This is a genomic window from Cyclobacterium salsum, from assembly GCF_010119245.1.
Lineage (GTDB): Bacteria > Bacteroidota > Bacteroidia > Cytophagales > Cyclobacteriaceae > Cyclobacterium > Cyclobacterium salsum.
Genome location: NZ_WNKG01000001.1, coordinates 1 through 18,117, shown reverse-complemented (window position 1 = coordinate 18,117; position 18,117 = coordinate 1). Strand labels below are relative to the sequence as shown.

Genomic DNA, 18,117 nt, shown 5'->3' with positions numbered 1-18,117 from the left:
CGGGTTTGGAAAATGACTTAACCATACCGTTGAAGAAAATCTTTTTTGTAACTCATGGGCGTCATCTTCATCCGCTCCTTGAATTGCTTGTTGAAGTTCGATAATGTTTGAAATCCACATTCGTAACTGATTTCACTGATATTCATGTTTTCCCGCTGCAATAATTTACAGGCATGGCCAATACGCACTTCGGATAAAAAATCCGAAAACGATTTATTCATCCTGGATTTGAAATATCGTGAAAACGAACTACTACTCATATTAATCAAGTCGGCAACCTCTTCCAACTTAACCGATCGCTGAAAATGATCCATCACAAAAGCATATACTTTACTCATGCGGTCTTTCTCCGATTCCTTGTTGGTATTCATGTACCCAGCGTTCACAATTGTCGAAATTTCTGTGGACCGTGCCAATCGCTGCAAGATTTCCAACAGGCCAATAATCCGGCCCAGTCCTTTTTTTCGAACCAGGGCTTCTAGCAAGGGTCTGACTTCCTGATTGGTCCTGCCCACTACCTCCAGGCCCATGGCTGCTTTTTCCAAAAGAACCTTCAATTCCTCAAATTCTTCTTTCGCCATCAGGTCTTCCCCTATAAAATCTTCCGGAAAATACACCACAATTCCCTGTGTCTCCAGCGGGCTTCCTTTTTCAAAATATTCCAGGTCATTTCTCCAAAGATGGGGCAAATTAGGACCCGTAAACACCAGGTCATTTTCTTTGAAAGCCCGCATATCATCACCCACAAAACGGGTACCCCTACCCTTCTTAACCCAAAACAATTGATACTCCGGGTGGAAATGCCAGTTCTTGTCAAAGTAGGGTGCTACCAGTTCTTTGACTACAAAGGCATTTTGCTCCGGAATTCGGGATTTTTGAAAAGGTTTTTTCACCGAGTAACAACTTTATGCTATTAATAACGCTAAATATATAAAATAATGACAAAAAACAGTAGGTATTGGGTAAAAAACAGTAAGAAATACACTTATAAATACCTCAAATTAGTATATTGAAAATACCAAACAATAGTACCCAAACAAAAATCACAATGAAATACTACGGGTTAATCGCCATTGCCATGCTCTTTTTCACGGGCTGTGGAAATCAATCAACAGAAATCAATCTTTCTGAAGGCCCCAGACGAGCCGAAATCCTTTTTTTGGGACACGAAAGTACCCATCATAATTCGGAGAAGCTGATGCCCACCCTTGCCAGGCATCTGTTTCAAAAAGGGATCAACCTCACCTACACGGCGGATCCTAATGACCTGAATCCAGAAAAACTTCGGCTATATGACGGCTTGATGATCTACGCCAACCATGATGAGATTACTGCCGAACAGGAAGAAGCGCTGAAAAATTATGTCGAAGGGGGAAAAGCCCTTATCCCTATCCATAGTGCGTCTTTTTGTTTTCGCAATTCGGATTGGTTTGTGGAAGCTGTTGGCGGGCAGTTTTCCTCCCACGGTACCGGAGATTTTACGGCATCGATCGTAGATGAATCGCATCCGGTAATGAGCGGAATTAAAGAATTTGAAACCTGGGATGAAACCTACGTGCACTCCAACCTTAACGAGGACATGACCGTGCTCATGGAACGGGTAGACGGTGAGCACCGTGAACCCTATACCTGGGTTCGATCGCAAGGCGATGGTCGCATATTTTACACCGCCTATGGCCACGATGAGAGAACCTGGGATCAACCTGAATTTCAGGAACTAGTAGCCAATGGGGTCCTTTGGGCCATAGGAGATAAAGTAGCCGCACAGGTTGCAGAATACGACATCCCTCAGCCGGTATTTGAAGATGCGGAAATTCCCAATTACGAAAACAGAGATCCTGCTCCCAGGTACCAGCTCCCCTTATCCCCGGAAGAATCCATGAAATTGGTCCAGGTTCCCGTAGGCTTCGAACTGCAACTTTTTGCATCCGAGCCTGATATCATCAACCCAATGGCCATGTGCTGGGATGAAAAAGGCAGGCTTTTTGTCATTGAGACCACCGATTATCCAAATGAAGTGCGAAAAGATGGTGGCAATGATAAAATCAAGATGCTGGAAGATACCGACGGTGATGGTCGTGCAGACAAAGTCACTGTTTTTGCAGATGGTTTAAACATTCCCACGAGTCTGGTTGCCGTAAATGGTGGGATAATGATTTCCATGGCTCCTGATTTCGTTTTTTTGAAAGATACGGATGGTGACGGTAAGGCGGATGTGAAAGAAACCGTCATTACAGGATGGGGAAAAAGCGACACGCACGCGGGACCCTCAAACCTGAGATACGGGTTTGACAACAAAATCTGGGGAGTATTGGGATATTCCGGCTTCCAGGGCGAAATCGATAACAAGCCCTTTTCGTTTAGTCAGGGAGTCTACCACTTTGACCCCGACGGTACGGATTTCGAGTTTCTTGGAAATACGAGTAACAATACCTGGGGCCTTGGCTTCAGCGAAGAGTTCAATGTATTTATTTCTACTGCCAACGGGCAACACAGTGCTTACCTGGCGATGCCCAGGGAGTATGTCAGAAGACCTGTAAATGGCGGTTCCGTAAATGCCGTCCATGGAATTGACAGTCATTATGACATGCCACACCTTACTCCCTTCCTCCGGCAGGTGGACTGGCATGGCGGTTATACAGCAGCTGCCGGACACCATTTTTATACGGCCCGTAATTTCCCTAAATCATACTGGAACCGGGTAGCTTTTGTTGCGGAACCTACCGGTAGGGTATTGCACAATGCCATTATAGAAAAAGACGGTTCCGGATTCAGTGAAAAAAATGGCTTCAATATTCTGGCCAGTTCGGACGAGTGGTTTTCGCCGGTCCATGCAGAAGTAGGGCCGGATGGTGCCTTGTGGATCGCTGATTGGTATAATTTTATCATCCAGCACAATCCTACACCTAAGGGTTTCGAGAATGGCGAAGGCAATGCCTATATTAATCCACTGAGAGATGCCAAGCACGGTAGAATATACCGGATGGTATACAAGGGTTCCAATGATTACACCGTCATGGACATTGATCCCAACAGCAATAGTGATCTGATTGATGGATTGAAAAGCGACAACATGTTCTGGCGCCTGACCGCCCAGCGTTTGATAGTAGAAAATCAAAACACAGATCTGATTCCCGAACTATTAAAACTGGTGGACAACCAGTCCGTGGATGAAATCGGGCTGAACAGTCCGGCGGTTCATGCGCTGTGGACCCTACACGGGCTTGGTGCCCTGGATGGTTCCAACGCATCCGTAAACCAGGTAGTAGGCCGGGCCTTGAATCACCCTGCTGCGGGAGTAAGGAAAAATGCCTTACAGGTAATGCCAAGAGATGCGGCAAGTCTGGAGGCAGTATTGGCGACCAATATATTGGAAGATTCGGATTTGAATACCCGAAAGGCGGCCTTTCTAGCGTTAGCAGATATGCCAAGTTCCGAAGAGGTATCGAATCTATTGTTGACATCTACTGATGCTGCCGATAATAGCGAAGATGCCTACCTGCCGCAAGCAATTTTCGCATCGGTTCTTTCCCATCCGCAATCGTTTGCAAAGCTATCGGACAGCATGCTCGATCTTAATAAGCCGGATTCCCTGCTTTCTTTACGTGAACGGGTATCCAAAAGTCTGGCTTCGGAGCAGTACAACCTGGATCGCAGGGCAGGAATCCCCTACCCTCCTGATGTATTGGGAAAAGAAGTGCATCTACAGGCAACTTTGAGCAAAGGCGAGGAACCACTGGAAGGGATCATCGTGGCGCAGGGAAACAGCAACAACGGATACAGTTTGTACATCCAGAATAACCGAATAAACTGGCTGGTACGGCAGGATGGAGAAACTTACCAGGCTTCATCCGGAACCGGTCTTCCTTCCGAACAGTTTGTCCTGAAAGCAAGTCTTTCAGCAGATGGGAGTATGGTTTTAAGCATCGATGACAGACAGGTTGGTACAGCCAAAGCACCGGGTTTGTTTATGCAGGAATTAGACCCAAACAGGGTTCGAATCGGTCATGACAATATGGGTTCCGATCAAGTGGGTACCTATCCGGATCGATTTTACTTCCGCGGAAGGATGAATAGCCGTAACTCTCACCTCAACCTGAAAGCACCGACCTACAGCACAGACGAAGGTACTCCTGAAAATACGGCAGCAAGCCAAAATGAGCCTTCAACGGGTACCGTCACCATAAAAATGGGCGTGATCCAGCATGAGATGAAATTTGACAAAACCACGTTCACCGTTAAGGCAGGGCAACAGGTTACCATTGATTTTACCAATGACGATTTCATGCAGCATAACCTGCTGATCGGTACTGCAGGCAGTCTGGAAACCATTGGCAAAGCGGCCGATGAATTAGCCCGAGATCCAAATGGCGTTACGATAAATTTTGTGCCTCAGATTCCAGAGGTGTTGGCTTCCACGCCTTTAGTCAATCCGGAGACGAGCGAATCGCTGGTCTTCACCGCGCCCAGTGAATCCGGAGAATACCCGTACCTTTGTACGGTACCGGGCCACTGGCGAATTATGAATGGAATCATGATCGTAGAATAGTTTTTTTCATTAAATACCAAAAAATGGCTTTAGATATCAAATTGGGAGTCACTACCTGGCTGTGGACCTCTCCATTCAGCACGGAAACGGTCTCCCTTTTTCCAAAAATTAAAAAAATGGGGTACGATGCGGTCGAAATTCCAGTAGAAGACCCCGGGTTAATCGACCCTAAAACCGTCAAAAAGGCCCTGGAAGACCATGGATTAAGTCCTATCATTTGCGGAGCCTTTGGCCCCAGCAGAGATCTGACCCATGAGGATCCTTCCTTTCACCAAACCAGTTTTGATTATATTCAGCAATGCCTGGATATCAGCGTGGAACTGGGGGCTAAATTTGTCGCAGGCCCCATGTACTCGGCCGTAGGTAAAGCCCGACTGGTTTCACCGGAACAAAAGAAAATAGAATGGGACCGGGCGGTCACCAACCTTCATAAAGTATGTCTAATGGCTGAAAAAGCCGGTCAGGAAATTGCACTGGAAGCTTTAAATCGCTTTGAGACCGACCTGATTAATACCACGGAAGAACTCATGCGGCTGATTGCCGATATCAACCACCCGGCAGCCAAGGTCTTACTGGATGGATTTCATATGAACATTGAAGAACCGGACATAGAAAAGGCCATTTTGCAAGCAGGTGATAAACTGATTCACGTCCAGGTTTCCGAAAATTACCGCGGAACCCCCGGCACCGGGCAAACGCGCTGGGAGGACTACAAACGGGGATTGGAAAAAGTGAATTATAAAGGCACCATCACCATCGAAAGCTTCACTCCGGAAATCAAGGAATTGGCCGGTGCCGTCTGTATCTGGAAACCCCTGGCAGCCAGTCAGGATGCCCTGGCATCCGATGGTTTCCGCTTTCTAAAGGACTGGGCCAGTACCTGAATTTAACCAATTGCATCATAAAAAATTACCCTTACTATGTCTAACAAAAAACTCAACATTGCCATTATCGGTCTGGGGTTTGGGGCGGAATTTATTCCCATCTACCAAAAACATCCCCTGGCCAATATGTATGCCATTTGTCAGCGAAACGAAGAAAAACTTAACGAAATCGGAGATGCCTTTGGCATCGAAAAGCGCTATACCGACTACGATGAATTGCTAAAAGATCCGGATATCGATGCGGTCCATATCAATACCCCGATTCAGGCTCATGCTGAACAGTCCCTCAAGGCATTGCGTGCCGGCAAACACGTAGCCTGTACCGTTCCCATGGCTACCACCGTCGATGAATGCCGTCAAATTGTGGAAGAAACCGAGAAGTCCGGCCTGACCTATATGATGATGGAGACGGTGATTTACAGTAGGGAATTCCTATTTGTCAAGGAAATGTTCGAAAAAGGAGAGATGGGCAAACTGCAATTTCTTCGTGCCAGCCATCAACAGGAAATGGCCGGCTGGCCGGGGTATTGGGAAGGCTTGCCCCCCATGCACTACGCCACGCATTGCGTAGGTCCGGTACTGGCATTGCCGAAAGGGCAGGCGGAATATGTTTCCTGTTTTGGCTCCGGAAGGATTGATGAAAACCTCATTGAAAAATATGGGTCTCCTTTTGCCATCGAAACCTGTCATATCAAATTGAAAGATTCGGATCTCTCTGCAGAGGTAACCCGATCTCTTTTTAACACCGCGAGGCAATACCGGGAAAGTTTTGATGCCTATGGCTCTGAAAAGTCCTTTGAATGGACCCTGATCGAACACGAAGACAGCGTGGTGCATACCGGAGAGGAACCAGCCAAAGTAAAAATACCGGATTTTGGACACCTTTTACCCGATGAAATTGCAGGTTTCACGCAGCAAGGGGTGTATGATTCCGATGAAAACCAACACCTATCTTTTATCCAGGGTGCTGGACATGGTGGTTCTCATCCGCATTTGGTTCATGAGTTTCTTACCGCTTTAAATGAGGGAAGGGCACCTTACCCGGATGCACGCCAATCAGCAAATATCACTTGTGTGGGAATTTTGGCCCATGAATCCGCCACGAAAGGCGGGGAGATCAGGAAATTGCCTGATTTTACTTTGAAGGCTTAAGGTAAGATACAGCCATAACAAAAGGCCTGCCCGTTATAGTGGCAGGCCTTTTTTATATATAGAAGTGGTTTGAATCCCAGGTGTACAGGTCACTATCATTTTTTATTCTGGAATGGGATGATTTCTATCCCATTAGGGTAAATTTGCCTGAAACCCTTTCCAATATTCACTGGGGCTTATGCCCATTTCCTTTTTGAAAGCGTTAAAAAAAGTAATTCGGGAATTAAACCCTGCCTGTTCGGCCAACGCAGCCAAGGTATAATCATCCAAGTAGCCCTCCTGTATGAGTTGGACGGCGTGCTTGATCCGGTATTGGTTTACTAGTTCACTGAACCTTTTCCCGAATTCATCATTGATTACATGGGACACCTGATTCTTTTGAATTCCTAAAATTTTAGAGAATTGAGCTAAATCGAGCTTACCCTCCAGAAACACCTTTTCATCCTCCAATAAACTAATAATTTGTTTTTTTATGGTAGAGAATTGAGATCCACTATAGGAGATCTCCACCTTTCCTCCAGTATCGGCAGCTGGCACCAAGAGGGAATTGACCTGTCTGTTCGTCGGAATTTTACCCGTTTTAATGGGACGAAATAGTTGGTTTGACTTGAAATTGATGTAAAGGTTTAGTAATAACAGCCCTACTAAGGATAGTTTTCGTAAGATCGAATTAAAACCTTCGGAAGTCGCTAATTGAAAAACACTCAATAGTTCCACTACCAAAAAGGAAAATTGAAAAAACACGATCCAACCCATACAAATCATCACCACCGCCAGCCAATTCATGGAAGACGGACTAAAGGCACTTTTAAAAAACCCAGGCTTTAAGTCAATAATCCGATAGAGAAGATAACTAAAATACCCTGTCTGAAGTAAAATTCGAAGAACATAGTGAATGCGCATGGGGATCCATCCACTGGCAATACGATCTATTTGATGGGGATCGGCAACTGCCATCGCCACATTTTCAAGTTTGAACGTGGATGGCTCCAAAAAATAGGGAATTAAATCCAGGTAATGAATTACTACCGGAATAAAATGCAACCAATCACTTCTCCTCCAATCACTGGTATTTTCCAGGGAATTTCGGACATAAACATAAAACAAGGGAGCACACAAATACAATAAAGGGCTCATTACCCGCAGCATGTACGGCATATCCAAAATATATCCGGCTTCTATCCATAAAAAATAGACCATCAGAAAAAAGTTGTAAAGAAATAACGAACTGTCCAAAAACCGATCGTTCGATCGGACGGAGATATCCTTAACCATTAAAAGTAAACTATTGAATACCCCTATTGACAGTAAAATAATAATAAAAAGAAGCCCGATTTCCATCCCTACCCTGCAAAAATTGGAGATATTTCCCAATAGTACAGAGAATTGATAAGGATTTATATAAAAATCTGATAAAAAATTAAACGGAGAGGTTTTTGTAAAATTATTAGTAATCCTGATTTTTTCCTCTACCTAACCCAGTACAAAATTACCGTTGGCCTGGGGTGCTCTGAACTCATCCAGGGAGCGGTCCTCCAATTTGAATGACTGGTGGCCAATGTTCCCCACCAATTCCCTGTACCATCATCTGTTGTGATAAAGGCGTTATTATGTGTAGACCTCCAGGGCATACGCGGTTGTAAGGAATTAGTATTGGTCAGGCTGTACCCATAACTATCAAAGCTGATATTTCGGGTAATGTCGGTTTGAGAATTGTTTGTTTTTACGAACGTATATTCCTGGTTAGCCGTGAAAATCCCTCCCCACCTGTTTCTGGCAGAAGCTTCCAGCATGTATTGAAAGCCGCTAGCGCTCCTTTTTATGGCATCTGCCCAGGCAATGATGGAATAATTGGCGGACAAGGAAGCTGAATTTTGGTTGCGTAGAATCGCATTGCTAAAGGTCCATCCTGAATAACCTACATTACATAGGATCAGTGTCCATCCTCCGCCATCGGTGGTCATATCCGCATAAATCCGAAACGGCTCCCCCGCACTTATCGTAGGGTGAGCAATCCAATAAAAACCATCCACCGATTCGGGATAATCCTGTTTTATTTGGAAGGCACTGGTAGAAGCCGTTTCCATACTTAACCCGTCATTAAAGCGAATCCTCTTTTTCTCTCCGGAAGGGCTTATTCCCAACGCCCCCCCTAATCTACCATGGGCATTGACATAGCTGTTTCCTGAATCAATCATCGCTCCAAAGGAATTTGTAACCAAAATATGGGCTACTGTCAAGGTGGTACTGATAGATCCACTGAAAAATTCACCCGAAGCTGCCTGTATGGCGGTGATGGTGGTTTCTCCCGGATTTACGATTTGGATAGTTGAACCGGAAACAGTGGCCACCAAAGCATTACTGCTGGTAAAGGAAAATTCTCCTTCACTGTTACTTGTGGGAGGAGTGATTTCAAAACTATCATCAAAAGTATTCTTTAAAAGAGGATTGAAATCTCCAAATTCGGGGTTGAGCGTTTGCGCTCCTGCCTTGGAAACCAAGCAAAAAATCAACATTAGCGGAATTAATTTATTCATATATATCACCAAATCATTCCTGTTCCATCCTTGAAAAGACTGTAGGTCAGCATGAGTTCATGTGTCGAATAGGGCAAAAGATAAGATCGTAGCATCGGTATTTCGTATATGTATCCCATCTTTAATTCGCCAAGAACAAAACCAACTTGAAGGTTGTTTGCATAAGCTACCCGATGGCCTGCGCCTATCCACATCCGGTCCATCAGCAAAACCTTAAAGTTAAATTCGACGTTTTCCGGAAGGTCTGCCTGAGTCCTCCACATCACATTGGTGGCCAAAGCGATGTTGTCTGAAATCCAGTTGCGATAGCCTCCCTGGAATATTCCCGATGGCGCTTTTCTATCCATAAAGACATCCCCTTTATTAAGCTTCCCTTCGTTTACATTATGTACAGCATAGCTAATATAATAGTTTTTATGGGTCAGTGCCATGCCTAAATTAAAATCCAAAATATGCATATTGGCAAAACCACCAAAATAGCTACGCACAGTTGGATCTAAAGCCTGGTCAGTGGTCAGTCTATTGCCATCAAGTCTCACTGTATTGTAATTGATCCCTATGCCCAGCCGAAGATTGGTCGTCTTCGAAAGCCTGACCCGAGAGGCATAACCCACAATAAGCTCTGACTCCATAAATGCACCGTTGGTATCGTGATGCAAACTTGAACTCACTGCATGCTTTCCCAACAAACCAGGGTCAGTTTCCCCGGCAAGTTGTCCAAAATCAAGTTCCGCAGATATAAAATAAGTCTTGGGGGCCCCCTCCCAGCCTAGCCACTGGTTCCTTACAAATCCACGTATCATGGAACCCTCATAGGCGGCAAGCCCGGGATTGTAATAGTGTTGCAAATGGCTAAACTGGCTGATGTATTTTCTAGATTGCGCATTTACCACCAATACCGTTAGCAGCAAGATTGAAAATAGTAACAGATGCTTTTTCATATCATTTTAATAGAAAGTCTCTTTTTCAATTTGATGCCTATTTCCTGAGCATATTCAATACGCCTCTTCTAGTTTCTCCAGATTCTCTTATTTCTATGGTCCAGTAGTACGTTCCAATGGGCATATCCTTTCCATCCCTTTTTCCATTCCAACCTATATCAGGGTTTTCAGTGTAGAAGACCCTGACACCTCCACCATCAAAAATTTGAATTCTGGCTCCTTGATAGGCTCTCAATTCAGAAACAGCCCAAACATCGTTGATACCATCTCCATTTGGTGTGAAGGTATTCGGAATATGGATTTCTTCAAATGGCTTCCTGGTTCTGTGTATCTCAAAGAATTTATCCAGTGTATTGCCATCCCTGTCGGTCACCCGGATAATGATCGTAAAGCTTGTCTTCCCTTCCGCCCTTTCCTCGCTGCTCCAATACAAGATGTTGTCCTTGATCTCAAAAAAACCATTGTCGTACCCTTCATTATAGAGCATGATTTCGTGGATGTCATCAACCGGATCCAAAACCTCAAACCTCCCCACTGCTAAGAAAAACGCTTCTGAACTTGCGATAAAGCTGTCGTTATCCAGGACGACATCCAGAGGAGCAGGCTTCGGTAGGATTTCAACCGCAACATTTGCACTCAAATGGTACCCATCCAATACTCCAATTGGATAACCGATTTCACCCTCTATTTGATAATTGCCACTTTTATAGATATTCACATCAGATTTATCCCAATGGATGGCCAGATCTACGATCATCCCCGTACCAAGCATCCCACTGATGGAATCTGTCAGAAATTGGTCCATTTCGGGATAACCCCATGGCACTTGCAACTCTGAGGCAAACAATAAAACCACGACGGATCTTTCAAAAATATAATCTGCAACCCTGTCTTCATCTGAGTCTAGATAACTCCAAGGATTCGATGGGTCTGAATTTTGAATCAATTCAACATAATCAGGTACCCCATCGCCATCAGAGTCCAAATAAGCAAGCGGATCTTCAAAGTCAGAATCTTGTTGGATTTCCAGAATATCAGGCACTCCATCTTCGTCGGTATCGACAAAGCTTGACTTCACTGCAAAAACCGAGGCGGAAGATCCGAATTCTTTAAAATCCTCAAGGCTCACCAACTCACCGGAAAGGGTTTGATTTTTTAGAAAAAGCCATTGGGAGTCCATTCGATTTGCCAATGCTTTTGGATAAAAAGCCTCTGGTTCTGCCTCTTTTTCCCAGGAAAACTGCAAACTAGCGCTTTCTGATCCCGATTTTTCAGCAGCTTCGATCCTCCATATATAAGGTAAAGCATCGGAGTCAGAAAGGACTTCCATTCCGACAATAAATGTAGTATTCGCACCAGTATTCTTGATGGTTAAATTCGTATTACCGTCTATTCCCACCGCTATTCTTGATATCTCACCCTTAGCCAGAAGCCTGGTGATAATATTTGCATCCTTACTGGTGATTTTGATAAAATCGGATTTTGTCAACGTTATATTTTCAGGATTGATCAGCTGGCTGTTATCTTTGAGTTGTATCGAAGGCGCTGAAAAAATCACTCCTTCTCCCTTCAAACTAAGCTTAGCATCTCCAACCAAGGTTAGGCTTTGTGAAAAGAGTTCTGTTGAAATACTGAAGAAAATAAAAATCCCTAAGAATAATTGTGTTTTGTAATCCATATTAAAGATCCACTTTCGCGGGTTTCTGATGTCCATTTTCAGTAGGATAATGTAGACTGCTTTTAAAATCACTTAAGTTCAATTCGATATTTAAAAATTTAAAAGCCTGACATTCAAGTTTGAAGGAATATCAGTCTCAGCAGTATCTCGTGTACGCCAACCTAATAGTGTATTGGCAAAATTTAATTTGGTAAATTTTCCATTTCTTAGAAAATCAGTCATGATAGTAACTTTTGAGATATTCCAGGATCCTAAATTTTGATCAAAGGAAGAAACATTATAAACCATATCTTGATTTTAAATAATTAAAATTTTGACCAACTTCTAAGGAAGTTAGAACTCTATTATGGACCTGGAAATTTCCAATAGCACCATTCCACATGTAAGTACTTGTTGTCCCACCAATATATAATGAAGTACTGACAGAAGCATTTTTGTAAACGGCTGTACCATAAAGCACTCCATCATAATAAAATTTTGTAGTATTGGACACCGCATCATTCACCACTACATAATGATGCCAATTCCCATTTGATGCTGTTAATGGAATGTTTCCAAAAGGATTATTGGAACTATCCCAGGTATTCCAACTAATTTTACCTGAACTGAAAAACAAATCTGGTCCAGAACCATTATTACCTGCATTAAAAAGCATATTATTGGAATTGGTGTTTATTGACTTAGCCCAAACAGAAAAGGTACAAGATGCTGTTTTGGTTAGTGGTGCGTTTATATAATTATTGCTACCATTAAAAACCAGGTTTCCATCGTTAGAGCTATTATACAAGGGATTATTTACCAAAGTTCCATGGTTTCCATAGCCACTTATGTCATTCCAAACGTTGCCTGTACCTGAGTAACTTGCAGTATTGCCAGCATCCAGATGCATGATTAAGCCCGATGTAACCAAATCCTCATAAATATCTTGAATATTACCATATTTATCCACTCCAAAACTACCTCCTACTTTTCCATTTACATCAGTAAAAGTGAGATCAGTACTTGATATGCCACCATATTTTGAAAGCAAATCTTTCCCTAAAACGGTTAGTAAAGTTGAAACTGTGTTTCCCTCATAATTGGCATCTGCATCTTGCGTTGCGGTTATGTTTGCGGTACCAACACCTGTAAAAGTAATTACGGAACCGCTTATGGTAGCAACCGATGTATTATCACTGGTATATACAATAGGATTGGTATTATTTGTTGTTGGTGGAACAATAGTATAGGTTCCCACAAAATATTGTTTACTAATTGCCGGAAATGTTCCAAATGTAGTACTAGAAATATCTACAACTGTTATGGTAAGGGTTTGCGTGGCACTATTGTTGGCAGCATTGGTTGCAATAACCGCTACAACATAAGTATTAGAACTTAAAGTACTAGACGGGGTTTCATAATCTGGTGCATTTGCAAAAACCAAATTTCCACTATTATCCATAGCAAATAATGCTCCATCATTAGTGCTTCCCAAAGACCAAGTTACAGTTTCATCTGCAGAAAAGGCATGAACTGCTGTTGCGTTTTCGTTTATTGATACGGCACTAGTTACGCCCGTTTCACCACTTGGACCTGTGATGATAGGAGTTGTATTACTTGGGTCTGAATCCAAACCGCCATATTCGTAAGCACCTATATCTGTAGCCCCATTTCTGTATAATCCGCGTTGATCAGTCGTCGAGGCACCGCTGGCCGTTCCAGCATCAATAGCAAAACTGCCTGAGCTTAGGGCTAAAGTCTGGGTGCCATTTATTGTACTATTATCAGCCAATGTTGATGATAGCGTTAAACTGCCACCTAAAGATGCATCATTTTTATTCCAGCCCACACCGCTAGCTCCTTCAATATTGCCTATGTAATCGTGGCTATACAGAATATCTGTGGCATTATTAAACTTAGAAACTGTTTGGCTTTCAACTATATTATAGCCATTATCGGTTACTGTTCCACTGCTTAAAACCCTATAATCTTTAGAATCATTACCCGCGATAATGGTATTCTGAACGATAAATTTGCCTCCATACGTACTTAACAGCCCGGCATCGTTTCCTGATATCGTCGAATTCATTATAGTAAAGCTATTAGTAGAAGACCAACCGACAAGTGCACCTTCATTTCCTGTCGTGTTAGATGTATTTCCAAATACAGTGCAATTAGTCATTGTACAACTGGCATCACCACCGTAAAGAATAATTGCCGAACCATATGATGTTGAGACGGATCTATTATTAGCAATGGTAGAATTATTTATAGTTAGAGAGTTTTCAGAACCGTCAGGTTGCTGATTAAAAATCCCCCCTCCTATATTTGCATCATTATTGGATATATTACAATTATTTACAGTTAAGACTCCTTTATTATTAATCCCCCCACCAAGAGAGGTCTTTCCGTGGCGTACGGTCAAGTTTTCCAAGACAACCGTATTGGATGTAATAAACACCCCTCTATTTGCTATACCCTGTGAGGCTGCTGCTTGGACAATTGTAGAACCAGCACCCTGTCCTCTAACAGTGAGATTACCAATATTTAAATTATTTTCTGTAAAAGTTTCAGCTGCTAGGTTTAGGATATTCCAATCAGAATTAAATAAATTAAATGCAGATAGCGCAGCCGTAATTGAAGCATAGTCTCCGCTGCTGCCGATACTATATTCTTGAAAATAATTAATCTCTAGATCATTTTTTGTAGCATTGTTTTCGCTAGAAGCATCACCACTGCTAAAAGCATCATCCTGAAATGCAAAAGTCAGATTTAAAACGTCGTTAGCGTCTTTATGTGTAGTAACATTTCCTGTTAGAATAACACTTAGCGTAGTAGCACTGGTGCGAGTAATAACAGCAGTAAGTCCGGTAGAAAGATTTGTAACTATAACCTTGCCATCGGCAACAAAATTATCTCCATTAGAACCTGTGAAGGTTTTGCCATCAAAGTTATTATGGGTTATAATAATTGGCTGACTTGTCTCAATGCTTCCATCATTGGCAGCATACTCTGTAAAGATAGCTGCACTATAACTTATGCCGGGACCGGGTAATCTTACCGTTGGCGCTGGTGAAGTTCCCATAAAATCAACTTCCCAACCTGTAAGAGGAGGAATAGCTGGATCAGATGAAGTCCAATTCACATAAAAGCCTCCAAAAGCATCATCTCGGTAATCGTTTATTACCCAATCACCAAACATATTGCTATGCAGATAATAGGATCCTCCAGAAAGTTTCCATCGTGGATTTCCGTCCATATTCGTGCCATCTGGTATATATGTGCCGTTCACTTCAGCGCTACCCGCACCACTAACCATATAATCAGTAGCCAGCAAGTTAGTGCTCCATGCCATTAATAAGAGTAGTATTGGATATTTAAAAAGTTTTATCATTTGTTAATAATTGATAATTAGAATCCAACTGTTAAAATATTTTAATAAAAATAATCAAACTGAATTCTATCCGATAGTGTTAGTACATATCCACCATTATTAGTAGGATTATAAGTTAATGTAGTCCCAGACCAAGAATAGGCCGTATTACTTATTCTAATACCATTCACAAACATTTTTACCTTACTGTTAACAGAAGGAGCTTGGGTTAACGTGAAACTTGTTTGAGATGCTGTTGAACTAAATTCATCAGCAACTTCTCTTATGGCTGCATCAGGAGCAACCCAGGAAGTATTTCCAGAACCATCTGTAGTTAATATTTGCCCGGTTGTACCGTCTGTACTGGTATAGGTTACCTCTCCTGCAGTTAGGGTTCCGCTGGTTTTTACATTGGTAATAGAAGTATTTCCTAATTGAATGGTGTTGCTTGCAGCAATTAAGGCACCATTCCCTATCGCTGTGGCATTGGAAATAGGAGTTGAATTATAATCTATTTTTGCAGTATACCCTAAAAAGGTATTGTAACCTCCAGTATTTTCATTACTTCCTGTCCCTGCGCCTAATCCAATTGCTGTGTTATATGAGGTACTACCTGTATTTCTTAAAGAATTAGTTCCAATTGCAATATTAGATACTCCAGAATTATCATTAAGTGCATAACTTCCAAAAGCTGTTGTATTTTCCCCAGAAGAATTAGAAACCCCATCTCCTATCAAGGTGCTGCCAACATTCGCAGCAGCAATATTTACAGTTCCGATAGTAATGGATTCGTTGAACGTTTTAGATCCTCCGATAGTTTGAGCACTTGTCAAATCCACAAAGTTTGAAGAGGATGCGGCGGCTGTTACAAATTCGGTAGTGGCTATTGCTGTAGAGTTATCGTCTGCAGTTTGGGTAATACCAATAGTACCTGTTGGTAATGTTGGTGTTCCTGTGAAAGTAGGGCTATCCAGATTTGCTTTTGCATCCAAAGCAGTTTGGGTGGCTGTCGAAACCGGTTTTAATAAATCCGTTGTGTTGTCAACATTTCCTAATCCAACTTGTTCTTTCGTTACTGAATGCGGATTGTCTGTTTGTGTCGCATGAGTGGTACTGGCTACTACTGCTGTATTAGCTGTTACTCTTGCTTCAGTGTAATATAAATTGGTTCCTTCGGCTAAATCAGTTGTTGTGGATGCTGCAACGTGATTTACATCGCTAACCTTAGCATTATTTGCAGTGATATCACTTGCTTGCGCCGTTGTAATTCCTGTTTTTGCTGTATTCAATACAATGGCATCATTTTGAGTCGATTGCTCATCTTGTAAAGTTGAAATTGCAACCAAGTTTGCTGATTCTGCATTCTTAGCCCTTGTGATCTCGGCATTCAAATCCGTTGTTAGAGCTGTTTTGCTTTCATCCACATAGGTCTTAACAGCTAGAACTGACGGGTACTTCGTGTCTGTACCGTCCGCCAGGGTTCCGTCGGTGGATTTGTTCGCGCTGTTTTCCTTTAATGCGATGTTGGTAGCATTGGTAGAAATATCAGTCGTGTTTTGAGACACTTCTGTATTTAGGGTGCTGATGTCACCCGCATTAATGGAAATATCGGTTGTGTTTTGGGACACTTCCGTATTTAAGGTGCTGATATCCCCTGCATTGGTGGAAATATCTGTGGCATTGGTATTTACCTGAACATCCAGTTTATCATCTGAATCTTTCAGTGAGGTGGCGGTGGTCAGGAAATTCGATGTGGTATTGGACGTAAAACTTCCGTCTGTTCCCAGTCCGGCTCCGCTCTGGGTAGCATCCAGTTCGGTTTGGATGGCTCCTGCCTCCGTATTGATTGTGGCTACTTCCCCGTCCACATAGGTCTTCACTGCTTTGGCACTGGTGTATTTGATATCGGATTCCCCGTCGGTGGTAATGTCTGAGCTCTTGTTGGAAAGGTCTTCCTTTTCGGCTTCAACGGCTAGGGCACGAGCGGTTTCGGTGGCAATGTCGGTTGCCAAAGTAGCGTCACTGGCGGTTCTTTCGGTCGTTTCGGTGTCCAGGGCGGTTGCGACGCTGAGGTCTGCTGATTTTCGTTCGGTCGTTTCCGTGGTAAGCGCCATTTCCAACGTGGCATCTCCGGATACTCGTGCCGCCGTTTCCGTGGTCAGATCGGCAATGATCGTTGCCTCTGCTCCCTCTGCACGAGTTGTTTCGGAAGCAATCGCTGTTTCCAGCGCCGTATCTGCGGCTTGTCTTTCGGTAACTTCAGTATCCAGTCCGGCTACAATACCGGCTTCTGCCAATTCAGCCCGGTCGGTTTCGGTGGTAATGGCCAGTTCTAAATTGGTATCGGCTGCCTGCCGGGCACTGCTTTCACTGGTCAGGTCGGCGGACAACTGATTCTCTGCTCCCATGGCCCGTGTCGTTTCCGTTTCGATGGCTGCTTCCAGTACGCCTTCTGCAGCAAGGGCACGATCAATTTCTTCATTCAGTGCCGTCTGATTGCCAGACGAAGACGTGTCCACGTAATCCTTTACCGCTTTGGCACTGGTGTATTTGGTATTCGATTCGCCGTCGGTGGTAATGTCGGTGCTTTTGTTGGAAAGGTCTTCCTTTTCGGCTTCCGCGGCCAGGGCACGGGCGGTTTCTGTGGCAATGGCGGTTGCCAAAGTCGCGTCATTGGCGGTTCTTTCGGTCGTTTCAGTATCCAGCGCAGTTGCAAGCGTGATATCTGCGGATTTTCGTTCGGTCGTTTCCGTGGTCAGCGCGGTTTCCAAGGTGGCATCTCCGAATACTCGTGCCGCCGTTTCGGTGGTTAGGTCGGCATTAATCGTTGCCTCTGCTCCCTCTGCACGAGTTGTTTCGGAAGCAATCGCTGTTTCCAGAGCCGTATCTGCGGCTTGTCTTTCGGTAACTTCAGTATCCAGATCGGCCAAAATACCGGCTTCTGCCAATTCAGCCCGGTCGCTTTCGGTGGTAATGGCCAGGTCCAGATTGGTATCGGCCGCTTGCCTTGCGCTGCTTTCACTG

Annotated in this window: 9 protein-coding genes and 1 pseudogene; 3 read left to right on the top strand and 7 right to left on the bottom strand. The window is 43.5% G+C overall.

Translation table 11 applies throughout. From position 1 onward, the window contains the following. Nucleotides 1-17: 17 nt before the first annotated feature. Complete coding sequence (locus tag GJS45_RS00050) at nt 18-893, bottom strand: AraC family transcriptional regulator (RefSeq protein WP_162339415.1); 876 nt, start codon at nt 891-893, stop codon at nt 18-20. Nucleotides 894-1,048: 155 nt separating this feature from the next. On the opposite strand from GJS45_RS00050, the gene GJS45_RS00045 reads away from it, so the two are divergent. Genes GJS45_RS00045 through GJS45_RS00035 form a run of 3 tightly spaced genes read left to right on the top strand, consistent with a single transcriptional unit; the run spans nt 1,049 to nt 6,585 of the window. Then, nucleotides 1,049-4,549 (top strand): PVC-type heme-binding CxxCH protein, encoded by a 3,501-nt coding sequence (locus GJS45_RS00045; protein WP_162339414.1) that lies wholly within the window; start codon nt 1,049-1,051, stop codon nt 4,547-4,549. Nucleotides 4,550-4,572: 23 nt separating this feature from the next. Then, a complete protein-coding gene (locus GJS45_RS00040; protein ID WP_162339413.1) occupies nt 4,573-5,433 on the top strand; it encodes a sugar phosphate isomerase/epimerase family protein in 861 nt (286 codons plus the stop codon). A 36-nt stretch (nt 5,434-5,469) separates the two neighbouring features. Beyond that, entirely contained in the window at nt 5,470-6,585 is a 1,116-nt protein-coding gene (locus tag GJS45_RS00035; RefSeq protein ID WP_162339412.1) for a Gfo/Idh/MocA family protein, read from the top strand. A 132-nt stretch (nt 6,586-6,717) separates the two neighbouring features. On the opposite strand, the gene GJS45_RS00030 is transcribed toward GJS45_RS00035, so the two are convergent. The 6 genes and pseudogenes from GJS45_RS00030 to GJS45_RS00005 all read right to left on the bottom strand — a co-directional run. After that, nucleotides 6,718-7,860, bottom strand: coding sequence for a helix-turn-helix domain-containing protein (locus GJS45_RS00030; RefSeq protein WP_162339411.1), 1,143 nt, complete (start codon nt 7,858-7,860; stop codon nt 6,718-6,720). Nucleotides 7,861-8,054: 194 nt separating this feature from the next. Continuing rightward, a complete protein-coding gene (locus tag GJS45_RS00025) occupies nt 8,055-9,101 on the bottom strand; it encodes a fibrinogen-like YCDxxxxGGGW domain-containing protein (protein WP_162339410.1) in 1,047 nt (348 codons plus the stop codon). Nucleotides 9,102-9,127: 26 nt separating this feature from the next. Then, a complete protein-coding gene (locus GJS45_RS00020) occupies nt 9,128-10,063 on the bottom strand; it encodes a PorP/SprF family type IX secretion system membrane protein (RefSeq protein WP_162339409.1) in 936 nt (311 codons plus the stop codon). A 37-nt stretch (nt 10,064-10,100) separates the two neighbouring features. Further along, complete coding sequence (locus GJS45_RS00015) at nt 10,101-11,777, bottom strand: gliding motility-associated C-terminal domain-containing protein (RefSeq protein ID WP_162339408.1); 1,677 nt, start codon at nt 11,775-11,777, stop codon at nt 10,101-10,103. Between the two features lie 241 nt (nt 11,778-12,018). After that, complete coding sequence (locus tag GJS45_RS00010) at nt 12,019-15,075, bottom strand: LamG-like jellyroll fold domain-containing protein (RefSeq protein ID WP_235954511.1); 3,057 nt, start codon at nt 15,073-15,075, stop codon at nt 12,019-12,021. Between the two features lie 80 nt (nt 15,076-15,155). Further along, nucleotides 15,156-18,117, bottom strand: a pseudogene (locus GJS45_RS00005) (hypothetical protein); the annotation flags it as partial.

What these genes read in the sequence shown, in the direction of transcription:
- GJS45_RS00045 (WP_162339414.1), top strand. Translation starts at nt 1,049, where the DNA reads ATGAAATACTACGGGTTAATCGCCATTGCCATGCTCTTTTTCACGGGC.
- GJS45_RS00040 (WP_162339413.1), top strand. Translation starts at nt 4,573, where the DNA reads ATGGCTTTAGATATCAAATTGGGAGTCACTACCTGGCTGTGGACCTCT.
- GJS45_RS00035 (WP_162339412.1), top strand. Translation starts at nt 5,470, where the DNA reads ATGTCTAACAAAAAACTCAACATTGCCATTATCGGTCTGGGGTTTGGG.
- GJS45_RS00030 (WP_162339411.1), bottom strand. Translation starts at nt 7,860, where the DNA reads ATGGTTAAGGATATCTCCGTCCGATCGAACGATCGGTTTTTGGACAGT.
- GJS45_RS00025 (WP_162339410.1), bottom strand. Translation starts at nt 9,101, where the DNA reads ATGTTGATTTTTTGCTTGGTTTCCAAGGCAGGAGCGCAAACGCTCAAC.
- GJS45_RS00020 (WP_162339409.1), bottom strand. Translation starts at nt 10,063, where the DNA reads ATGAAAAAGCATCTGTTACTATTTTCAATCTTGCTGCTAACGGTATTG.
- GJS45_RS00015 (WP_162339408.1), bottom strand. Translation starts at nt 11,777, where the DNA reads ATGGACATCAGAAACCCGCGAAAGTGGATCTTTAATATGGATTACAAA.
- GJS45_RS00010 (WP_235954511.1), bottom strand. Translation starts at nt 15,075, where the DNA reads ATGGCATGGAGCACTAACTTGCTGGCTACTGATTATATGGTTAGTGGT.